The following is a 20017-nucleotide window of genomic DNA, read 5'->3' on the forward strand; positions in this document are numbered from 1 at the left end:
GTGTCCGTTGACAAGCCCAGCGTGCTGTTCGTCTGTGTGCACAACGCCGGCCGCTCCCAGATGGCCGCCGGCTGGCTGCGTCACCTCGCCGGCGACACCGTCGAGGTCCGCTCCGCCGGGTCCGCCCCCGCCGAGACCATCAACCCCGCCGCCGTCGAGGCCATGCGCGAGGTCGGCATCGACATCACCGACCAGACACCCCGGCTCCTGGCGTACGACACCGTCGAAGCCTCCGACGTCGTCATCACCATGGGCTGCGGCGACGTCTGCCCCGTCTTCCCCGGCAAGCGCTACGAGGACTGGCAGCTCGACGACCCGGCCGGCAAGGGCGTCGAAGCCGTGCGCCCGATCCGCGACGAGATCAAGACCCGCATCGAGGAACTGCTCGCTGACCTCGTCCCGACGACCGGATCAGGTGGGGCTGCCGCAGCGCGGCGAGGGTGAGTCCATCCCGGTCGAGCTGATCAAGGACGGGCGGATGTTCCTGGCACCGGAGCGGGCTGCCCGGTGCCAGGAACGGATCACCCGGTCAGCTTGTCGTGCAGCGCAGGCTCGGCGCGGTGTTCGTGCCGGCGAACGTGCCGAGGAAGCCGAACGTGGTGCTGGCGCCTGCGGCCAGGGTGCCGTTGTAGCTGACGTTGCGGGCGGTGACCGCCGATCCCTGGCTGGTGACTGTCGCGTTCCACGCCTGGCTGATCGTCTGCCCGTTGGCGAAGGTCCAGGTCACCGTCCAGTTGCCGATCGCGGCCGAGCCGGCGGTGACCCGTACCTCGGCCTGGAAGCCGCCGGTCCACTGGTTGGTCACCGCGTACGTCGCCGTACAGGCGTCACCGCCCGGCGGCGGGGTCGTCGGCCCCGGCGGCGGGGTGGTCGGCCCCGGCGGCGGGGTGGTCGGCGGGGGAGTGGTGGTGGGGCCACCCCACCCGGCGGTCGAGTCCAGCCAGGCGGCGCGGCGCAGCATCCAGTCCCGCAGGTACTGCACCTGTCCCTGCCAGGTGGGTGCGGTCGGGGTGATGAACGGGCCGATCATCCGCGTACTCAGGTTGGGCCAGCGTTGGAAGTTGCGTTGCGCCGCGTTGGTCAGCGGCGCGCTGAGCGCGTTGAGGCGGGACTGCAACGCCGCGTCGGACAGCGGGCCGCGCCGCAGCGTCTGCCAGCGCAGCCGGACCTGATTGACGAAGGCCGGATCGCGCAGCAGTTGCGTGAACCAGTCGTTCGCCAGCGGCTGCCGGCCCTGCTGGTGCTGCCAGCCGGAGGTCTGGTCGTTGGCGAAGTAGCCACCCACGCCGAAGCTGAGGTCGTAGTCCCACAGCGGCCCGGCGAAGATCTTGGTGTCCCGGTCCTTGTAGAAGTACGCGCTGCGGACGTAGGAGTCCATCTCCCGGCTCAGCTCGTTGACGATGAGCTGGTCGATGAAGGAGTCCACGTCGATGTACGCCCGATACCCGGTCGTCGGGTCGGCGAAGTTCGGTGCCCGCAGCACGTTGTGGAACTCCTGGATGTGGTTGCGCAGCCAGTCACGCTGCTCCGGTTGCAGCGGGGACGGGTCGGCGACCTCCAGGTAGTTCCAGCAGGTGGCGGCGGGACCGGTGCACGGCAGGGTCGGCTCCTCGGCGGCCATCCACTCGAACTTGAAGATGTAGCCGCCGGTGATCCTCGGCAGCGTCCGGTCGTCGGCGCGCAACTGCTTGAGGTCGAGCCGGTTCTTCGAGTTCTTGATCGTCTCGACGATCATGTAGACGCCCATGTAGTCGTCGGCGCCGACCGGCCCGGCGTCGGTGTTGAGGTAGAACTCCGCGAAGGCGTACCGGGGGGCGGGCAGGCCCATCTCCCGACCCAGGTCGTAGACGAACGCCTCCCGGATCAGCGCCTTGTCGGTGAACGGGCCGCGCAGCACCCAGTCCGAGTCGGCGGGCATGCCCAGCACCGGATAATCGGCGTCATCGTCGTCGTTGTCCCAGAACTCGATCCGGTACGGCGTCTTGTCGAAGCTCGACGACGACTGCCCGCGCAGCCGGAACCCGGCGCGGGTCGCCACGGTGGGCGCGGCGGCCAACGAGGTGCTGCCCCCACCGGGCTCGAAGATCATGGTGGCGGCGTCGAAGTAGTCCCGCTGGGGACGCCCGGCTCCGTACGAGTCGATCAGGATCACCGGCAGGTCGTGGGCGGTGGTGGTGTTGCGGGCGACGTACATGGCGGTGCCGGGCGCGCCGGTGGCGGTCTGCCCGACGAAGGCCTGGGCGCGCAGTTGGGTGGTCCGGGTCAACCGCAGCGGCGTGCCGGAGTACACCGTCGACGCGGCGGTGGGCAGCCGACCGTCGGTGGTGTAGCGGATCTGCGCGCCGCTGACGGTGGTGCCCAGCGACACCGTGACCTCGCCGGCGAAGGTGCCGCTGGGTACGGAGAAGGTGATGTCGCCCTGCAGATCGTCGGCGGCGGCGCTGACGCCGGTGTCGACGGCCGGGCCGCTGCCGATCGGTGCAGTGGCGGGTTCGGCCCCGGCCGGCGGCGATGCCGGTAGGAGCAGTCCGGCGACCAGCACGGCGGCGGTGACGACGCCGACGGCACGTGCCGGGATGACGAGGCGGGTACTGCGGACGGTCAGACGCACGATGCCTCCTGGACGGATCGAGCGATGGTGGACGGTGTGGTGCCCGTCGAGGGTGTGCTGTCGCGGAAGTGCCGGCGCAGCGTCCGCCGCCACGGCGAGTCCGGCAGTTCCGGGCGTAGGGCGGCCAACCCGGTGGCGTACTTGGAGATGCGTACCGGCCGGGTGCCCCGCTGCCACAGCAGTCGGTCGGCCACCGAGGCGGCCCGGCTGGTCTTGGTCTCGACCACGGCGAGGTCGGGCAGGCGCAGCGTCCGGTCGCCGCACCGCCAGGTCAGGTCGGTGTCGACGGTGACCCGGCTGGCGGTGGCGGTCAGCAGCAGGGTCGCCCGCTGGTACGTGGTGACGAGCACCGGATCCAGCGTGCTGTCGACCGTCGGGCAGACCGCCTCGCGCTCCAGCGCCTCCTGCACGAAGGTGCGACCGGGTTGCACGGTCGCCCGATCCTGTGGCCGGTAGGGCAGCCGATGCTTGGTGAGGCTGCCCCGCGCCCCACTGATCTTGACTTCGAGCCAGCACTGCGCGGAGTCCAGGTAGCTGCGGGTGCGGACCTTGAACCGCCGGCGTCGCCGGTACGCCGCGCAGTGGTAGCTGGCCAGCCGTGGGGTGTCGAAGTACACCGACTCGTACCGGAAGGCGCGCACACCGTCGATGTCCAGCACCCGGGCGTACGGGGACAGCTGTGCCAGCAGGTCCGGCAGCTCGTCGAGGGGCACGACGTACTTGCGGTCGACGCGGGTCTGCAGGGCGGCCCGGTCGACGAGTTCGGTCAGCCCGACCGGCGCGAGTTCGGTCCACGGCGCGGTGATCGGGGTCATCGACCCGCTCCCGCCTGGGCCGGCCTGCCCGCCGCGACCGGTGCGCCACCCCGACCCCGCACCGAGTACCGCACGTCGACCAGGGTGGTCTCGTTGACCAGGTCGAGTCGTTGCACGGTGGCGGTGTGCACCCGGGCGCCGAGCAGTTGCTCCAGGTGGGCGACGAGGGTGACCTGGTCGGTGACGGCGGAGTCGAGCACGATGATCTGGTGCCGGTAGTGGCGCAGCAGCCGCGGATGGTCGCCGAGGAACATCACCACCAGGATGAGCGCCATCAGCCCGCCACTGAGCCAGACCGAGGTGGTGCTCAGCGCCCCGAGGATGCCCAGGGCCAGCGCGGAGAAGTAGTAAGCGACCTCGTGCTGGTCGAGCTCCGTCGACCGCAGCCGGATGATCGACAGTACGCCGAACAGCGCCAACCCCAGGCCGAGCCCGGCACCGACATTGCTCGCGCTCAGCGCGCTGGCGACGGCGAGAACGCCGACGTTGACACCCAGATAGGCGACGACGAGATCGCGGCGACGGTGGCGTGGAAAGTAGAGCCCGAAGACGAGCAACACCACCGCGCAGATGTCGATCGCGAACAGGACGAGCTGCGGCATCTTCTCCGTCCTCCTGGGTCGCTGCCACGCCGGCCCGGCACCGTCCGCGCGGCGTGCCACACGCGAGCGACGAGCGGCCGAACACGGCCGGAACTTCCGGTGAACTTGCGGGAACGATTTCGGAATAGTAAACCTACACATTGAAATCGGTCAATGCTGATCACATGGTCGCCAATGCGACGGCTCGCCCTCGCCGGCGATCGGGCCGGACTGATCGTCATTGATCAGGGTCAATCACCTTCGGAGCGCCCTGGAAGAGAGCTTCGGTGATCATGTGTACGGGTCGTGGGGCTCGGGCGGTCGGTCGCGATGTCGGTGCCGCTGACGCCCCGCAAGCCGGAAGCGATCGCCGACACCTTCCGGACCTTCGGCCGCGCAGCCGGCGGCCCCACCGGTCGGCGCGACCGGGTGACCCTCGTCCGCGCCTCGACGCCGCGCCCGCTGATCATGGCGTTGAGCGGGCAACACCTGGTTCTTCGCGCGTCGTCAACCTCATGATCAAGCGTTTCCGTGCAGTGTCGGCGGCGTCGAAACTTCCGAAAAATTTCCGGAAGTCATTGACGGGCGTGAAACCACGCTGAAATACTTCCGGCCAGTAAGGCCGATGCGATCCCTTTGTCTGGGAATCGCGGGCATCGTCCCTATCCCGCGAGTCCGGATTCATGCTGCCCGCAACCGGGCCACCGGACCCGGAAGGAGCATCAGATGAGCAAGGATTCCTCCCGAGCACCCGGACGGCCGAGACGGCTGCGGGCGGCCCTGGCGCTGACTGCCGCGGGTCTGATGGCAGCGGCCGGCGCTGTGGTGCTGCCCGGCAACGCCAGCGCCGCCGAGACCACCCTCGGCGCCGCGGCAGCGCAGAGCGGACGCTACTTCGGCACCGCGGTCGCGGTGAACCGGCTCAACGACTCGGCGTACACGAACATCCTGAACCGCGAGTTCAACCAGGTCACCGCCGAGAACGAAATGAAGATCGACGCGCTCCAGCCGCAGCAGGGGCAGTTCAACTGGGGCAACGGCGACCGGCTCGTCCAGCACGCCCGCAGCCGCAACATGCAGGTCCGGGGCCACACCCTGGCCTGGCACTCGCAGCAGCCGGACTGGATGCGGAACATGTCCGGCCAGCAGCTGCGCAACGCCATGCTCAACCACGTGACCCAGGTCGCCACCCACTACCGCGGCCAGATCGCCTGGTGGGACGTGGTGAACGAGGCGTTCGAGGACGGATCGAGCGGCGCCCGCCGTAACTCCAACCTGGAGCGCACCGGCAGCGACTGGATCGAGGCGGCCTTCCGCGCCGCGCGCACCGCCGACCCGAACGCGCAGCTGTGTTACAACGACTACAACATCGACAACTGGAACGACGCCAAGACCCAGGCCGTCTACCGGATGGTGCGGGACTTCAAGCAGCGCGGCGTCCCGATCGACTGCGTCGGCCTGCAGTCGCACTTCACCGGCGGCTCGAACTACCCGAGCAACTACCGCACCACGCTGTCCAGCTTCGCCGCCCTCGGCGTCGACGTGCACATCACCGAGCTGGACATCCGCAACGCGCCGAGCGACGCCTACCGCAACACGGTCAACGACTGCCTCGCCGTCCCGCGCTGCAAGGGCATCACCGTCTGGGGCATCCGTGACTCCGACTCGTGGCGCTCCAACGAGAGCCCGCTGCTGTTCGACGGTGGCGGCAACAAGAAGGCCGCCTACAACGCCGTGCTCAACGCGCTGAACAGCGCCGCGCCCGGCGGCGGCGACCCGACCACCCCGCCGCCCGGCACCACCCCGCCGCCCACCAACCCCGGCGGCTGCACCGCGACGATCTCGCCCGGTCAGGTCTGGGGCGACCGCTACAACACCTCGGTGACCGTCAGCGGCGCCAGCACCTGGTCGGTGGTCGTCAACATCACCCCGCCGCAGCGCATCTCCGCCACCTGGAGCGGCAACCCCACCTGGGACGGCAGTGGCAACGTGATGACGATGCGCTCCAACGGCAGCGGCAACACGTTCGGCTTCACCACCATGATGAACGGCAACTCCGGGGCCCGACCGCAGATCGTGTCCTGCACCGCCGGCTGATCCACACCACCACCGGCCGTCGGCCGTGCGGGTCCTCCCGCACGGCCGACGGCTCATCGCGTGCTCGTCGCCGTTTCGGCGATACGGCGGCCATCCACCCCACCTGACACCGCCATTACGCCGAAACGCGCACCCGTCCAGGGCACATGGCAGGCTGACAACCATGGACAGGGAGCAGGTGACCGGCTGGATCTCGGCCTACGAGCAGGCCTGGCGGACGCCGGGCACGGAGGCGCTCGCCACGATCTTCACCGAGCAGGCGAGCTACCGGCAGGGGCCGTACCGGGAACCGGTCGTCGGTCTACCCGCGATAGCCCGGATGTGGGAAGCCGAGCGGGACGGTCCGGACGAGGTGTTCCAGATGACCAGCGAGGTGGTCGCGGTCGAGGGCGACACCGCGGTGGCGCGGTTGGAGGTCCGCTACGGGGCCCCCGTCGACCAGGAGTACCGCGATCTGTGGATCATGCGGTTCGCTGCGGACGGGCGATGCGCGTCCTTCGAGGAATGGCCCTTCTGGCCGGCGCAGTCGACCGCCACCCACCCCACCGACAGCTGACGCGACACCGCATCTGCGCCGCGGGCGTCCGTCCGGCACACCGGAGGCGGACGCCCGCGAGCAGGTGGCCGGTCAGGAGCGGGCGCTCGGGCGGTAGTCGAACCAGTCGAAGGCCGCGCTGCCCTCGGTGACGTAGAGGCCGAACACCCGGCCGGTGAAACCGGCGGCGACCTCGGTGGACAGGTACCGTCCGTCGAGTTCGGCGAGCACCACCGGCCCGCCGTCGGTCAACACCTCGAAGCTGACCGTGTCGCACGCGGCGGGGCGCACGCCGAAGGGGGCGCCGGGGGCCGTCACCTGGTCGGCGGCGGTCACCGTCGGCGGCAGCAGGTCGTCGGTGCGGGTGGCGATGGTCAGGGTGACCGGGCCGGCCGGCACCGACAGCTCACCGAAGACCTGCCGGAACGGCCCGACGCGGCCGATCACCTGCACCAGCCCGTCGGCGACCTCGATGTCGTAGTGGTGTGCCTCGTCGATGCGCAACGTCAGCCCGGCCCGACCCGCGCCGGGATCGACGTGCACGCCGGCCCGGCAGTCGTGGTGCTGCTGCCGGCGGGCGACCAGGGTGGCGCCGGAGCGGTCCAGGGTCGTGCCGGCCGCGTGCAGGGTGAGCCAGCCGGGCCGCTCGGTCAACGACCAGCTGTCCTTCGGCCGTTCCCGGAGCGAGATCCACTCCGGCGCGAGCGCGTCGGTGGCGTCGAAGTCGTCCCGGTACGCACCCGGGTCGCCTACCGCGGCCAGGGCGGGCGGGCTGCCGGCCGGCGCGGTCATCGTCTCCTCGACCGGATCCACCACCGGCCAGCCGTCCACCCAGCGCACCGGCACCAGGAACGTCTCCCGGCCGAGGACGTGGTACGGCGGCCACTGGCCCTTGGCCCGGATGCCCAGCAGCACCATCCACCAGCTGCCGTCGGTGGCCTGCACCAGGTCGGCGTGGCCGGTGGCCTGCACCAGCCGGTCGGTGCTGCGGTGGGTCAGGAACGGGTTGACCGGGCCGGGCTCGAACGGGCCCCGGATGCTGCGCGACCGGGCGATCGAGACGGCGTGCCCGGTGTGCGTACCGCCCTCGGAGACCAGCAGGTACCACCAGTCGCCGATCCGGTACAGGTGCGGGGCCTCCGGGTACTGCCCGCCGGTGCCCGACCACATCGGCACCGGCCCTTCCAACACCGTGCCGGTCTCCGGATCGATCCGGTACGACTCGACCCCCGACACGGTCAACCAGCAGTCCCCGTTGTCGTCCCAGGTCAGCGACGGGTCGATGTGCGGCACGTCGAGGTGGACCGGCTCCGACCACGGGCCGGCCGGGTCGGTGGCGGTGACCAGCAGGTGGCGGCCGGTGGTGACGTTTGTGGTGACCAGGTAGAAGCGGCCGTCGTGGTGTCGGATGGTCGGGGCGTAGATGCCGGCGGAGGCGTGCGCGTCCGGCGGTAGTTCGAGTTGGCTCGGGCGGTCGAGCACGTTGCCGATCTGCCGCCAGTTCACCAGGTCCCGGCTGTGGAAGATCGGTACGCCGGGGAAGTACTCGAAGCTGGAACAGACCAGGTAGTAGTCCTCGCCCACCCGGCACACGCTGGGATCGGGGTGGAAGCCGGGCACGACGGGGTTGCCGAAGGTGGCGGAATCGGTCATGTGCACCGATGCTAGGCGGCGGTAGCTCGTGCGTACCCCTGGTGTTCAGGGGGTGGGTGGGGTGACCGCGATGATCAGGTGGGCCGGTTCGTCGCTGGCGTTGCGGTAGAGGTGGGCCAGCCGGGAGTCGAAGGTGACCGCCTCGCCGGCGGCCAGGACGTGCTTCTCGCCGCCGATCTCGGCGACGACCTCGCCGGTGATGACGATGGCGCATTCGGTCGACGGATGGGCCCACGGTTCGGCCGAACTGGCGTCGCCGGGCGCGAGGTGGGCCTGGAGCACCTCCAGGTCGCCGCGACCGGGGGTGAGTCGTTCGTAGGTGATCTGGCCGGGGGGAGCGGTCAGTCGGCTGCGGTTGCCGGCGCGGCTGAGGTGCACCGCGGGCGCCTCGGGCTCGGAGAACAGCTCGGCGATCGAGGTGTCGAAGACCTGGGCCAGTTTGCGCAGCGTGGACAGGCTCGGATCGGTCGCGCCGTTCTCGATCTGGCTGAGCAGCGCGGGGGACACGTCGGCGGCCGTGGCGAGTTGGCGCAGCGTCATGGAGTGCTGCTGCCGAAGATCGCGGAGTCGATCACCGAGCATCTAAACCTCGATCCGATAACAGTGTGGCTGAAAATGTTTGACCAAGCTACACGGCCCTGTTTAGGGTGGTCAAACAACTTGTAGCGTTGTTTGGTACTGGTAGACACGTCGCGTCCAGGCACGAACCGGACGAACGCAAGTCCGGCTCCATCCAACCCTGAAATGCCGCCCCTGAAAACCCGAGACATCGCGACCGGAGACACCGGCGTTCACGTCCCAGGTCGTCGACAACCTGCGGCCCACGCGGAAGCGGACCGCGCCATACGAAGGTAGGAACAGCATGTCGGTGTCCCCCCGCCGGCTTCGCGTCGGAGCATCCGCTCTGACGGCGCTGGCCATCATCTCCACCGCCGCCTGCACGGCCGGCGGTGGCGGCGGAAACGCGAGCGGTGGCAGCGGCGCCACCACGCTCACCGTCAACACCTCGTTCGTGCTCAAGACCCTCGACCCCGGCCGCGTCTACGAGGCGACCGGCCTGACCGCGGTGCACGCCCTCTACGACACCCTGCTCACCTTCGAGGGCTCGGACGTGAGCAAGCCGGTCCCCGCGCTGGCCGAGTCGTACGAGGTCTCCGCGGACGCCAAGACCTTCACCTTCAAGCTGCGGCAGGGTGTGAAGTTCTCCGACGGCAGCCCGCTCACCGCCGACGACGTGGTGTTCTCGCTCAACCGGCTGAAGAACATCAAGGCCAGCCCGGCGGTCACCGTCAGCGAGTTGAGCGTCAGCAAGACCGACGACAGCACCGTCGTGGTCACCTCGGCGACGGCCAACCCCAACGTCCCGGTGGTGCTCTCCATGCCCTCCACCGCTGTGATCAACGCCAAGGTCGCCCAGGAGAACGGCGCCAAGGACGGCGAGGACGCCGCCCAGGGCGACACCGCCCAGCAGTACCTCGACACCAACTCCATCGGCAGCGGCCCGTACGTGCTCAAGTCGTACGAGCCGGAGTCCCAGGTGGTGCTGGAGGCCAACCCCGACTACTGGGGTGACAAGCCGAAGTTCGACCGGGTCGTGCTGCGCAACATGGACGTGCAGACCCAGAAGCTGACCATGCAGCGCGCCGAGGCCAACGAGATCTCGCTGGACATCTCCGGCAAGCTGCTCGAAGGACTGCCGGGCACCCTGCAGACCTCCGGCGTGCAGGACACCGTCTACTTCCTGTTCCTCAACGCCGACCCGGCCGTCTCCGCGGTGACCGCCGACGCGAAGTTCAACCAGGCGCTGCGGGCCGCCATCGACTACCAGGGCATCGCCGCCCTCTACGGGCAGGGCGCCGCACCGGGCGCCGGTCTGGTCGCCCCGGCCTTCCCCGGCGCGCTGCCCGAGGGCGAGGCGTCGACCCGCGACGTGGCCAAGGCCAAGGCGCTGCTCGCCGAGGCGGGCCTGACCAACCCCAAGGTCAAGTTCAGCTACCCGGCCATCACCTACAAGGGCGTGGACCTCGGCACCGTGGCCACCAAGGTGCAGGGCGACGTCGCCGAGGCCGGCATCACCCTGGAGCTGAACCCGCAGCCGCTGACCACCTTCCTGGACGAAATGCGCGGCGGGAAGATGCCGATGGGCTTCACCCCGCAGAGCCTGAACTACCCGGTCGCCGACTCGCTGATCAACAACATGGCCCCCGGACAGCCGACCGCGCTGCGCTCCGGCTGGACCGTGGACCGGGCCGACGCGGCGGTCGTGGCCGCCGGCAAGATGGTCACCGAGACCCTCGACCTGGCCGCCCGGGCCACCGCGATGCAGGAGTGGCAGCGACTGATGAACCAGTCCTCGCCGTACATCGTGCTGGCCAGCAACTCCTCCACGGTGGTGGCGACCGCCGACCTGACCGGCGCGGACTACACCGCCGCCGGTTGGCAGGTCGACGTCGCCGCGGTCGGCCGGAAGTAGCCGGCAGCACAGATGACGACAGTTCACGACGGGAAGCCGGGCGCGGTCACCACGACCGCGTCCCGGCCCCGGCCGCGCCGCGCGCATCCGTTGCTGGTCTTCCTGGCCAAGCGGCTGACGATCACCGCCGGTCTGCTGCTGGGCGTCACCGTGGTGACGTTCGCGCTGGTCAACGTGGTCCCCGGCGACCCGGTCACGGCGAACCTGTCGGACCAGGCGCTCAACGACCCGGCCACGGTGGCCGCGTTCCGGGAGAAGTGGGGCCTGGACCAGCCGCTCTGGGCGCAGTACTTCCAGTACCTGGGCAACCTGCTCACCGGTGACCTGGGCATCTCCCAGCAGACCGGCCGCTCGGTCGTGGACGACCTGGTCCGGTACGTACCGGCGACAATGGAACTGGCCATCCCCACCATGCTGCTGGCACTGCTGATCGGCACCGGCATCGGCATGCTCGCCGCGGTCCGCAACGGCCGGTTCACCGACCAGCTGGTCCGCGTCGGCGCCCTGCTGGGCCTGTCCACCCCGCCGTTCTGGCTGTCGCTCGTCGTGCTCTACGTCTTCTTCTACAAACTCGGCCTGGCCCCCAGCGGCGGCCGGCTCTCCACCGCCTTCAGCCCACCGCCCACCGTCACCGGCATGTACACCGTCGACGCGGCACTGGCCGGGCAGTGGGACGTCGCCTGGGACGCCGCCCAGCACCTGGTCCTGCCGGTGCTGGTGCTGACCTCCCTGACCGTGGCGCTGCTGGTCCGCTTCGTCCGCTCCGCCATGCTCGAAGTGCTCCAGCAGGACTACATCCGCGCCGCGTACGCCAAGGGTCTGCCGGCCCGGGTGGTGCTGCGCCGGCACCTGCTGCGCGCCGGCCTGGTCCCGGTGGTCACCGTCTCCGGCCTGGCCTTCGCCTCCCTGCTGTCCGGCACGGTGCTGGTGGAGAGCATCTTCGGCTGGCCCGGCCTCGGGCAGTACGCCTACCGCAGCGCCACCGCGCTGGACCTGCCGTCGATCCTCGGCGTCAGCCTCTTCGTGGCGCTTGTCTACACGCTGGTCAACCTGACCGTCGACCTGCTGTACGGGCTCATCGACCCGAGGATCCGCCTGTCATGACCACGATCGCACCCGATCCGGTGGCACCGGATCCGAAGGTGGACCGGGCGCTGAGCCGACGCCGCTGGCTCGGCCGGCTGCGCGGCGGCGGCACCCGTCCGGTCTGGCGGCAGCCGGTCACCCTGGCGGCCCTGGTCATCCTCGGCGGCTGGCTGCTGGTGGCCATCTTCGCCCCCCTGATCGCCCCCTACGACCCGCTCGCCCAGAGCCCCGACGCGTACGCGTCACCGTCGGCGGCGCACTGGTTCGGCACCGACTCCCTCGGCCGGGACATCCTCAGCCGGGTCATCCACGGCGCCCGGCTGTCCATCCCCCTGGCCCTGGCCATCGTCTCGCTGGCCCTGCTGATCGGCGGACTGCTCGGGTTGCTCGCCGGCTACCTCGGCCGGCTCGCCGACGAGGCGTTGATGCGCCTGACCGACCTGGTGTTCGCCTTCCCGCAGATCATCCTCGCGATGGCGGTCACCGCCGCGTTCGGCCCGAACACCCGCAACGCCGTCCTCGCCCTGGTCATCGTCTCCTGGCCGGTCTACGCCCGGGTCATCCGCAGCGCCGTGCTCAGCATGCGCGGCGACGACTACCTCAACGCCGCCCGGCTGCTCGGCGTCGGACCGGTCCAGGCGCTGCGCCGCGACGTGCTGCCCAACAGCATCGGCCCGGCGATCGTGCTGGCCACCCTGGAACTCGGCAACGCGGTGCTGCTGCTGGCCGCGCTCTCCTTCCTCGGCCTGGGCCCCCGCCCACCGGCCGCCGAATGGGGCTCGATGGTCGCCCTCGGCTCCCAGGACCTGTCGATGTGGTGGGTCAGCGTCTTCCCCGGCCTGGCCATCCTCACCGTCGTGATGGCGTTCAACGTGCTCGGCGACGCGCTGCGCGACCGGCTCGACCCCCGCTATGCGAAGGGACGTTAGAGATGGCACCGCTGCTCGACGTCGACTCCCTCGCCGTCACCCTGCCCGGCCCGCGCGGCCCGCTGCCGATCCTGCACGACGTGTCGTTGACCGTCGACGAGGGTGAACTGGTCGGCATCGCAGGGGAGAGTGGCTGCGGCAAGAGCCTCACCGCGCAGACCCTCCTCGGCCTGCTGCCCCCCGGCGCCACGGTCCGCGGGTCGGCCCGGTTCGCCGGCACCGACCTGCTCGGCCTGGACCAGCGCGGCTGGCAGCGGGTCCGGGGCGCCGGCATCGCCATGGTCTTCCAGGACCCCACCGCTGCCCTGCACCCGATGCTCACCATCGGCCGCCAACTCACCGAACACATGCGGGTGCACCTGCGCATGGACCGCCGGGCCGCGAACCGGCGGGCGGTGGAACTGCTCGACCAGGTGCGCATCCCCGACCCGGAACGGGCCCTGCGCTCCTACCCGCACCAGTTCTCCGGCGGCATGCGCCAACGCGCGGCCATCGCCATCGCCCTGGCCGCCCGACCCCGGCTGCTGATCGCCGACGAACCCACCACCGCCCTCGACGTCACCGTGCAGGCCGGCATCCTCGCCCTGCTGGACCGGTTGCGCGCCGAGACCGGTCTGGCCGTCGCGTTCATCACCCACGACCTCGGGGTGCTCAGCGCGTTGACCACCCGGGGCTACGTGTTCTACGCCGGTCGGGTGGTGGAGACCGGACCGACCGGGGAACTGCTCACCGCACCCACCCACCCGTACACCGCCGCGCTGCTCGGTGCCCGCCCGCACGGCACCCAGGCCGTCGGCACGCTGCGGCCGATCCCCGGCGGCCCACCGGCGCCCGGCCAGGCGCCGCCGGGCTGCCCGTTCCAACCCCGCTGCGGGTACGCCGAACCGGCCTGCGGCACCAGCCCGCCGCCGCTGACCCCGGCCGGCGCGCACCGGTCGGTGGCCTGCGTGGTCCGTCCGCACCTGGAGGTGGCAGCCCGATGAGCAGTCTGCTGCGGATCAGCGACGTGCAGGTCGAGTACCGCTCGCGGGGCAACGGTCGGGTCCGCGCGGTCGCCGGGGTCAGCCTGGACGTGGCACCCGGCCAGATCGTCGGCCTGGTCGGCGAGTCCGGCTGCGGCAAGTCCTCGCTGGCCCGGGTCGCCGTCGGACTGACTCCGCCGAGCGCCGGTGAGGTCAGCTTCGCCGGCCGCCCGATCACCCCGCTGGGCTGGCGGCGTCGACCGGAGACCGAGATCGGTCTGCAGATGGTCTTCCAGAACCCGTACGCCTCGCTCAACCCCCGGCGCACCATCGGCGCCCAGCTGCTCGACGGCGTACCGGCGACGGTGACCGGCGCGGCCCGTACCGACCGGGTGATCGAGCTGCTCGACCGGGTCGGCATGCCCGCCGAGGCCGCCGACCGCTACCCGCACCAGTTCTCCGGCGGTCAACGGCAGCGGCTGGCCATCGCCCGGGCCCTCGCCCCGCAACCCCGCATGATCATCGCGGACGAGCCGGTCACCGCCCTGGACGCCTCCTCGCAGGCTCAGGTGGTCAACCTGCTCGTCGGGCTGGTCCGGGAACTCGACATGGGCATGCTGTTCATCTCCCACGACCTCGCCCTGGTCCACGAGATCGCCGACGTCACCGCCGTGATGTACCTGGGCCGGATCGTGGAGACCGCACCCACCCGCGACCTGTGGCGCGACCCGCGCCACCCCTACACCCGGGCGCTCATCGACGCGGTACCGCAGATCGGGCCCACCCCACGACTGCCCGCCACCCTCGCCGGGGAGGTGCCCGACCCGGCCAACGCCCCCACCGGCTGCCGGTTCCGGCCCCGCTGCGCCCACGCCTTCGCCCCCTGCGGTGACCAGCCACCCACCCTCGACCTCGGCGGACGCAGCGCCGCCTGCTGGCTCAACGACCCCGCCACGGCCCCCGCCGCCGTGGCCGCCCCCTGAGGACGCCGACATGCATCGCGCCACCGAACAGGTCCTGGTCAACCTCGCCCTCTATGACGGCGTCGCCGACCACCTTCAGGCCGACCAGGGCATCTGGATCGGCGTCGACGGGATGATCCGCGCCGTCGGGCCGGTCGACGACGTGCTCGCCGAGGCCGGCGACGTCCCGGTGGTCGACCTGGGCGGCGACGTGGTGATGCCCGGACTGACGAACATGCACGTGCACCTGTCCCTCGGTCTGCCCGGCCACCTCGCCGACGCGGTGCACCGGTCCAACCTGGCCGAACTGGTGCTGCTGATGGCCGACTCGGCGCGGCGCACCCTGCACGCCGGGGTCACCACCGCCCGGCTGGTCGGCGAGGGCCGCTACGCCGACTTCGCACTGCGCAAGGGCATCGAGGCCGGCGCGGTGGACGGGCCCCGGATCTTCACCGCTGGGCACGCGCTGTGCTGCACCGGGGGCCACGGCTGGGAGGCCGACGCCCTGGAAGCCGACGGCGCCGACGGGTTCCGGCAGCTCACCCGCGCCCAGATCCGGGCCGGCGCCGACCTGATCAAGGTGTGCATCTCCGGTGGCATCGCCGGGCAGTACGAGGCGATCGACACCCCGCAGCTGCTCGACGACGAGATGGCCGCCGTCATCCGGGTCGCCCACGACTGGGGACGCAAGGTCACCGCGCACGCCGGCCCGGCCGACACCGTACGCCGGGCCGTGGAGCTGGGCCTGGACTGCGTCGAGCACGGCTACGAGCTGACCGACGAGGTCACCCGGCTGATGGCCGAACGGGGCGTCTGGTACGTCCCGACCATCGTGGTCAGCCGCTGCGAACAGTTCTTCCGCGACTCCGGGGTGCCCGGCTGGCTGATGGAACGCGCCCTCGGCGCCGGCCCCCGACACTGGGAGAGCCTGCAACACGCCATCCGCAACGGCGTGCCGATCGCGTTGGGCAGCGACATGCCGCCGCACGCCGGTTACGACGAGACCACCGCCACCGTGCGGGAGCTGGAGTTCATGGTGGACGCCGGGATGCCCGTCGCCGACGCGCTGAAGGCCGCCACCATCCGCCCCGCCGAGTGGCTGAACGCCGACGACAAGCTGGGCAGCATCACCGCCGGCAAGCACGCCGACCTGCTGGTGCTGCGCGACGACCCGACCCGTTCGGTCTCCGCCCTGCGCACCCTGCACGTGGTGATGAAGGGCGGCGTCGTCTACCGCGACGACCACGGCCGCACCCGGGCCCGACGATGACCGTGATCAGGGTCGCCGACGACTACCTCGCCGCACTCGCCGATCTCGACCCGCAGGCCGCCGAGGCGGCCGGGCGTACCCCCGACTCGCAGCTGGCGGACCTCTCCCCGGAGGCGTTCGACGCCCGCGCGGCACTGGCCCGGCAGACCGCGTCGGCGGCTGCCTCCGCCACCGCCGACGGCCCGGCGCAGCGTGCCCTCGCCGGTGCCCTGGCCGAGCGGCTGACCAGCGAGGTCGCGCTCTACGACGCCGGGTTCACCACCCGGCTGCTCGCCCCGCTGGCCACCCCGGTTCACCTGGCCCGGCAGGTCTTCGACAACCTGCCCCGGCAGACCGCCGACGACTGGGCCGCCGTCGCCGAGCACCTGCACCGGCTGCCCGACACCCTCGACCAGTACGCCGCGACGCTGCGCCGCTCCGCGCAGCGCGGCCACCTGGTCGCCCGGCGGCAGGTGCTCGTCGTCGCCGCGCAGTGCCAGAGCTGGACCGCCGACGACTTCTACGGCCGGCTCGTCGCCGGCTCTCCCGGTGGCCCGCTCGCCGACCGGCTGACCGAAGGGGCCCGGCGCGCCACCGCCGCCACCGACGCGTTCGCCACGTTCCTGCGCACCGAACTGGCCCCCGCCGCCTCCGAAGTGGACGGTGTCGGGCGCGAACTGTACGAGGTCACCTCCCGCGCCTTCCTCGGCGCCACCGTCGACCTCGACGAGCTGTACGCGTACGGCTGGGCGGAGCTGGCCCGTACCGACGCCGAACTGCACGCCGCGGCGGCCGACTGCGGCCACCCGGACCCGGCGAGCGCCCGGGTCGCGCTGGACGCCGACCCCGCCGGGCGGGTGTCGGTCGGTCCCGCCCTGGAACAGTGGCTGCGCAAGCGCACCGCCCTGCTCACCGACCAGCTCGACGGCGTCCACTTCGACATCCCGGCCGTCACCCGCCACGTCGAGTGCCGGATCAGCCCCGCCGCCTCCGGCGTCATGTACTACACCCCGCCGGACGCGAACCTGACCCGCCCGGGCGGGATCTGGTGGTCGGTGCCGCCGGGGGAGTCGAGCGTGCCGGTGTGGCGGCACGTCGGGACGCTCTGCCACGAAGGGCTGCCCGGTCACCACCTGCAACACGCTGTCACCCTGACCACCGCCGAGCTGCACCCCTGGCAACGCCACCTGTGCCAGGTGCACGGGTACGCCGAAGGCTGGGCACACTACGCCGAACGTCTCGCCGACGAACTCGGCCTATTCGCCGGCCCCGGTGAACGCCTCGGCATGCTCGACGGGCAGATGTGGCGCGCCGCCCGCGTCGTCATCGACCTCGGCCTGCACCTCGACCTGCCGATCCCGGCCGGCACCGGCTTCACCGACGCCGACCGCTGGACCCCGGCCGTGGCCGTGGACCTGCTCACCCGGGTCGCCGGGCTGGACGCCGCGACCGCCCGTTTCGAGGTCGACCGCTACCTCGGCTGGCCGGCCCAGGCGCTGGCGTTCAAGGTCGGAGCCCGGCTGTGGCAGCAGACCCGCCGCGACGCCGAACGACGCGCCGGCGCCGCCTTCGACCGCAAACGGTTCCATCACACCGCGTTGGCGCTCGGGCCGATGGGCCTGGACCCGCTACGCGCCCGCCTCGCCGAGGCCCTGCCACCCGCGATCTGAGCACCCGGAAGTGACCCGATGAGCATCGACGAACTCAGCACCACCATCAGCGACATGTACCGGTCGTTGGGCGACCGCCCGGCGTTCGACGCCCACCTGCACCCCGACCTGACCATCTGGGAGTCCGACGCGGACAACCTGCTGACCGGCCTGGCCGCCTTGGACGCGCTGCGCGACACCCGGGCCGCCGCCGCGACCGGCCCGGCGCCGGTGAGCGTGGCCCCGGAGCAGGTACGCGCCGAGAGCTGGGGCGACACCGGCCTGGTCCGCTACGTGCTGCGGGCCCGCTTCGCCGACGACCGCCCGGACACCTGCTTCCGGGTCACCGACGTCCTGCGCCGCGACGACACCGGCTGGCGCATTGTGCACCACCACGCGGAGGCAGTCCGATGAGCACCGACGAACCCACCACCACCGACGAACCCACCACCGAGGTGTACGACCTGCGGGTCGTGGTCGAGCGGATCGAGGGCCGCTCGGTGTGCGGCATGAAGGTGGGCGACCAGATCGACCTGACCGAGTCCTGCCGGCTGAGCATCCCCGCCGGCCAGCACTTCTGCATGTACGCGCTGGCCGCCTGCCTGCCGTTGCTGCCGGCCAAGCAGCGGGCCCTGGCCGAGGGGGACTGGATGGCCCGGGACAGCCACGTGGCCTGCCCGGACCCCGAGGAGCGGGTCATCATGCGGATCGAACGCACTGCCCTGCGGCAGATCCCCACCGAGGAGCTGACGTGACCGACGACCGCCTGGTCGGCATCGGCCTGCAATCGGACAAGTCCGCCGACGAGTACGCCGAGCTGGCCGAGTTGACTGAACGGTACGGCTTTGACGTGCTGTCGGTCTTCGGGGACCTGATGTACCAGCCGCCGATCTTCCCGCTGCTGGTGGCCGCCCGGCACACCCGCCGGATCCGGCTCGGCGCGGCCTGCCTCAACCCGTTCACCCTGCATCCGGTGGAGGTCGCCGGCCAGGTCGCCGCCCTCGACCTGGCCTCGCACGGTCGGGCGTACCTGGGTCTGGCCCGGGGCACCTGGCTCCAGGAGATCGGTGTGGCGCAGGCCCGGCCGCTGCGGCGCATCGCCGAGACGGTGCAGATCGTCCGTCGGCTGCTCGGCGGCGACGACAGTGGCTTCGAGGGCCGGGAGTTCACCGTGGCGCCGGGCACCAGCCTGCGCTACGCGCCGGCCCGGCCGGACGTGCCGGTGCTGGTCGGCACCTGGGGGCAGCAGACTGCCCGGTCCGCCGCCGGGTACGCCGCCGAGGTCAAGGTCGGTGGCTCGGCGAACCCGGCGATGGCCAAGACGATGCGCGCCTGGCTCGACGAGGCGGGGGGTGACCACACCGGCGTGGTGCTGGGCGCGGTGACGGTCGTGGACACCGACGGGGAGTTGGCCCGACGGGTGGCCCGTACCGAGGTGGCGATGTACCTCGCGGTGGTCGCCGCTCTCGACCCGACGGTCGAGGTCGATCCGGGCCTGCTGGCCCGGATCAAGGAGCACGTGGCCCGCCGGGAGGACGACGCGGCCGGTGCTCTGATCGGCGACGACCTGCTCGACCTGTTCGCCTTCTCCGGCACTCCCGAACAGGTCGCCGCGCAGGCCGCCGCGGTCTTCGACGCCGGGGCGAGCCGCGTCGAATTCGGCACCCCGCACGGCCTGACCCCCCGCACCGGCATCGACCTGCTCGGCCAGCGGGTACTGCCACTACTACGCAGCTGACCCACCCCACCCCCACCCCACCCCCACTCCCGCGGGCGCCGATCTTGCAGTTTCGGTCGCCGATTCGCGGCTTTTGCCCTGACTCTCGGCGACCAAAACTGCAAGATCGCGCGTGGGGGTGGGGGTGGGGGTGGCTTGTTGTTGGGTGGGGCGGTTTTTGGGATGCTTCGTGCATGGCATCTCCGTTACCGACGTCCATGGACGATATCCGGGACGAGCCGCTGCGGGCTCAGTTCGAGTTCTTCCTCGATGAGCACCGCGCCGCGCTGAACGCCTGCCTGGAGGGGCTGACCGAGGAGCAGGCCCGCCGGTCGCTGGTGTCCTCTCGCACGACCCTGTTGGGCCTGGTAAAGCATGCGACCTTCGTGGAGAAGGTCTGGTTCGACGAGGCCGTCAACTGCCGGTCGCGGGACGAGATCGGCATCCCCGCCACGCCGGACGAGTCCTTCATCCTGGACGACTCCGACACCATCGCCGACATCCAACGAGAACACCGGAAGACCTGCACGCGGTCCCGCCGAGCGACGGCCCCGCTCGACCTGGACGACCTGGTGTACGGCAACCGGCGTGGCCCGCTGCTGCTGCGCTGGGTCTACCTGCACGTGCTGCGGGAGTTGGCCCAGCATTGCGGGCACGCCGACATCCTGCGCGAGCAGATCCTGGCCGAGTGAACTCGC

Annotated in this window: 20 protein-coding genes; 15 read left to right on the forward strand and 5 right to left on the reverse strand. The window is 71.3% G+C overall.

Annotation, left to right across the window (positions count from 1 at the left end; all coding sequences use genetic code 11):
• Positions 1 to 444, forward strand: coding sequence for an arsenate reductase ArsC (locus tag EG812_RS16280; RefSeq protein WP_126712029.1), 444 nt, complete (start codon positions 1 to 3; stop codon positions 442 to 444).
• An 85-nt stretch (positions 445 to 529) separates the two neighbouring features.
• On the opposite strand, the gene EG812_RS16285 is transcribed toward EG812_RS16280, so the two are convergent.
• The 3 genes from EG812_RS16285 to EG812_RS16295 are packed head-to-tail and all read right to left on the reverse strand — an operon-like array spanning position 530 to position 4028.
• Entirely contained in the window at positions 530 to 2611 is a 2082-nt protein-coding gene (locus EG812_RS16285) for a CotH kinase family protein (RefSeq protein ID WP_126712030.1), read from the reverse strand.
• On the reverse strand, positions 2602 to 3426 hold the full coding sequence (locus EG812_RS16290) for a polyphosphate polymerase domain-containing protein (RefSeq protein WP_126712031.1): 825 nt from the start codon (positions 3424 to 3426) through the stop codon (positions 2602 to 2604). Before EG812_RS16290 ends, EG812_RS16285 begins: the two co-directional genes overlap by 10 nt.
• Complete coding sequence (locus EG812_RS16295; protein WP_013733568.1) at positions 3423 to 4028, reverse strand: DUF4956 domain-containing protein; 606 nt, start codon at positions 4026 to 4028, stop codon at positions 3423 to 3425. Before EG812_RS16295 ends, EG812_RS16290 begins: the two co-directional genes overlap by 4 nt.
• A 309-nt stretch (positions 4029 to 4337) precedes the next feature.
• On the opposite strand from EG812_RS16295, the gene EG812_RS16300 reads away from it, so the two are divergent.
• From EG812_RS16300 to EG812_RS16310, 3 genes are all read left to right on the forward strand, one after another.
• Positions 4338 to 4526: a hypothetical protein gene (locus EG812_RS16300; protein WP_126712032.1), complete on the forward strand. Its 189-nt coding sequence runs from the start codon at positions 4338 to 4340 to the stop codon at positions 4524 to 4526.
• A gap of 207 nt (positions 4527 to 4733) precedes the next feature.
• Positions 4734 to 6104, forward strand: coding sequence for an endo-1,4-beta-xylanase (locus EG812_RS16305; protein ID WP_126712033.1), 1371 nt, complete (start codon positions 4734 to 4736; stop codon positions 6102 to 6104).
• Between the two features lie 163 nt (positions 6105 to 6267).
• Entirely contained in the window at positions 6268 to 6660 is a 393-nt protein-coding gene (locus EG812_RS16310; RefSeq protein ID WP_126712034.1) for a YybH family protein, read from the forward strand.
• A gap of 72 nt (positions 6661 to 6732) precedes the next feature.
• Here EG812_RS16310 and EG812_RS16315 read toward each other — a convergent pair whose 3' ends face one another.
• Positions 6733 to 8292, reverse strand: a complete 1560-nt coding sequence (locus tag EG812_RS16315; RefSeq protein WP_126712035.1) for a glycoside hydrolase family 43 protein — start codon at positions 8290 to 8292, stop codon at positions 6733 to 6735.
• 45 nt (positions 8293 to 8337) lie between these two features.
• Complete coding sequence (locus EG812_RS16320) at positions 8338 to 8874, reverse strand: cupin domain-containing protein (RefSeq protein WP_013733572.1); 537 nt, start codon at positions 8872 to 8874, stop codon at positions 8338 to 8340.
• Positions 8875 to 9154: 280 nt separating this feature from the next.
• Between EG812_RS16320 and EG812_RS16325 the strand changes: the two genes are divergently transcribed.
• The 11 genes from EG812_RS16325 (at position 9155) to EG812_RS16375 (ending at position 20011) form a co-directional block, all read left to right on the forward strand.
• The gene (locus EG812_RS16325; protein ID WP_126712036.1) at positions 9155 to 10765 is read left to right on the forward strand and encodes an ABC transporter substrate-binding protein; all 1611 of its coding nucleotides are present in this window, start codon (positions 9155 to 9157) and stop codon (positions 10763 to 10765) included.
• Positions 10766 to 10777: 12 nt separating this feature from the next.
• A complete protein-coding gene (locus tag EG812_RS16330; RefSeq protein WP_013733574.1) occupies positions 10778 to 11869 on the forward strand; it encodes an ABC transporter permease in 1092 nt (363 codons plus the stop codon).
• A complete protein-coding gene (locus tag EG812_RS16335; RefSeq protein ID WP_013733575.1) occupies positions 11866 to 12780 on the forward strand; it encodes an ABC transporter permease in 915 nt (304 codons plus the stop codon). Before EG812_RS16330 ends, EG812_RS16335 begins: the two co-directional genes overlap by 4 nt.
• A gap of 2 nt (positions 12781 to 12782) precedes the next feature.
• A complete protein-coding gene (locus tag EG812_RS16340; RefSeq protein WP_126712037.1) occupies positions 12783 to 13763 on the forward strand; it encodes an ABC transporter ATP-binding protein in 981 nt (326 codons plus the stop codon).
• Positions 13760 to 14725 (forward strand): ABC transporter ATP-binding protein, encoded by a 966-nt coding sequence (locus EG812_RS16345; protein ID WP_013733577.1) that lies wholly within the window; start codon positions 13760 to 13762, stop codon positions 14723 to 14725. The genes EG812_RS16340 and EG812_RS16345 overlap by 4 nt, the downstream gene beginning before the upstream one ends.
• A 10-nt stretch (positions 14726 to 14735) precedes the next feature.
• Positions 14736 to 15974 carry an amidohydrolase family protein gene (locus EG812_RS16350; protein ID WP_126712038.1) on the forward strand — a complete coding sequence of 413 codons (1239 nt, stop codon included), beginning with the start codon at positions 14736 to 14738 and terminating at the stop codon, positions 15972 to 15974.
• Positions 15971 to 17623 carry a DUF885 domain-containing protein gene (locus tag EG812_RS16355; protein ID WP_126712039.1) on the forward strand — a complete coding sequence of 551 codons (1653 nt, stop codon included), beginning with the start codon at positions 15971 to 15973 and terminating at the stop codon, positions 17621 to 17623. The genes EG812_RS16350 and EG812_RS16355 overlap by 4 nt, the downstream gene beginning before the upstream one ends.
• Positions 17624 to 17641: 18 nt before the next feature.
• The gene (locus tag EG812_RS16360; protein WP_126712040.1) at positions 17642 to 18016 is read left to right on the forward strand and encodes a nuclear transport factor 2 family protein; all 375 of its coding nucleotides are present in this window, start codon (positions 17642 to 17644) and stop codon (positions 18014 to 18016) included.
• Positions 18013 to 18357 (forward strand): TIGR04076 family protein, encoded by a 345-nt coding sequence (locus EG812_RS16365; protein WP_013733581.1) that lies wholly within the window; start codon positions 18013 to 18015, stop codon positions 18355 to 18357. The genes EG812_RS16360 and EG812_RS16365 overlap by 4 nt, the downstream gene beginning before the upstream one ends.
• Positions 18354 to 19340, forward strand: coding sequence for an LLM class flavin-dependent oxidoreductase (locus tag EG812_RS16370; RefSeq protein WP_013733582.1), 987 nt, complete (start codon positions 18354 to 18356; stop codon positions 19338 to 19340). The genes EG812_RS16365 and EG812_RS16370 overlap by 4 nt, the downstream gene beginning before the upstream one ends.
• A 173-nt stretch (positions 19341 to 19513) precedes the next feature.
• Positions 19514 to 20011: a DinB family protein gene (locus tag EG812_RS16375; protein WP_126712041.1), complete on the forward strand. Its 498-nt coding sequence runs from the start codon at positions 19514 to 19516 to the stop codon at positions 20009 to 20011.
• Positions 20012 to 20017 lie beyond the last annotated feature (6 nt).

This window comes from Verrucosispora sp. FIM060022, assembly GCF_003977705.1.
GTDB classification, from domain to species: Bacteria; Actinomycetota; Actinomycetes; order Mycobacteriales; family Micromonosporaceae; genus Micromonospora; species Micromonospora gifhornensis.

What these genes read in the sequence shown, in the direction of transcription:
- EG812_RS16295 (WP_013733568.1), bottom strand. Translation starts at nt 4,028, where the DNA reads ATGCCGCAGCTCGTCCTGTTCGCGATCGACATCTGCGCGGTGGTGTTG.
- EG812_RS16325 (WP_126712036.1), top strand. Translation starts at nt 9,155, where the DNA reads ATGTCGGTGTCCCCCCGCCGGCTTCGCGTCGGAGCATCCGCTCTGACG.
- EG812_RS16355 (WP_126712039.1), top strand. Translation starts at nt 15,971, where the DNA reads ATGACCGTGATCAGGGTCGCCGACGACTACCTCGCCGCACTCGCCGAT.
- EG812_RS16290 (WP_126712031.1), bottom strand. Translation starts at nt 3,426, where the DNA reads ATGACCCCGATCACCGCGCCGTGGACCGAACTCGCGCCGGTCGGGCTG.
- EG812_RS16305 (WP_126712033.1), top strand. Translation starts at nt 4,734, where the DNA reads ATGAGCAAGGATTCCTCCCGAGCACCCGGACGGCCGAGACGGCTGCGG.
- EG812_RS16350 (WP_126712038.1), top strand. Translation starts at nt 14,736, where the DNA reads ATGCATCGCGCCACCGAACAGGTCCTGGTCAACCTCGCCCTCTATGAC.
- EG812_RS16375 (WP_126712041.1), top strand. Translation starts at nt 19,514, where the DNA reads ATGGCATCTCCGTTACCGACGTCCATGGACGATATCCGGGACGAGCCG.
- EG812_RS16335 (WP_013733575.1), top strand. Translation starts at nt 11,866, where the DNA reads ATGACCACGATCGCACCCGATCCGGTGGCACCGGATCCGAAGGTGGAC.
- EG812_RS16360 (WP_126712040.1), top strand. Translation starts at nt 17,642, where the DNA reads ATGAGCATCGACGAACTCAGCACCACCATCAGCGACATGTACCGGTCG.
- EG812_RS16310 (WP_126712034.1), top strand. Translation starts at nt 6,268, where the DNA reads ATGGACAGGGAGCAGGTGACCGGCTGGATCTCGGCCTACGAGCAGGCC.
- EG812_RS16320 (WP_013733572.1), bottom strand. Translation starts at nt 8,874, where the DNA reads ATGCTCGGTGATCGACTCCGCGATCTTCGGCAGCAGCACTCCATGACG.
- EG812_RS16340 (WP_126712037.1), top strand. Translation starts at nt 12,783, where the DNA reads ATGGCACCGCTGCTCGACGTCGACTCCCTCGCCGTCACCCTGCCCGGC.
- EG812_RS16330 (WP_013733574.1), top strand. Translation starts at nt 10,778, where the DNA reads ATGACGACAGTTCACGACGGGAAGCCGGGCGCGGTCACCACGACCGCG.
- EG812_RS16300 (WP_126712032.1), top strand. Translation starts at nt 4,338, where the DNA reads ATGTCGGTGCCGCTGACGCCCCGCAAGCCGGAAGCGATCGCCGACACC.
- EG812_RS16345 (WP_013733577.1), top strand. Translation starts at nt 13,760, where the DNA reads ATGAGCAGTCTGCTGCGGATCAGCGACGTGCAGGTCGAGTACCGCTCG.
- EG812_RS16315 (WP_126712035.1), bottom strand. Translation starts at nt 8,292, where the DNA reads ATGACCGATTCCGCCACCTTCGGCAACCCCGTCGTGCCCGGCTTCCAC.
- EG812_RS16365 (WP_013733581.1), top strand. Translation starts at nt 18,013, where the DNA reads ATGAGCACCGACGAACCCACCACCACCGACGAACCCACCACCGAGGTG.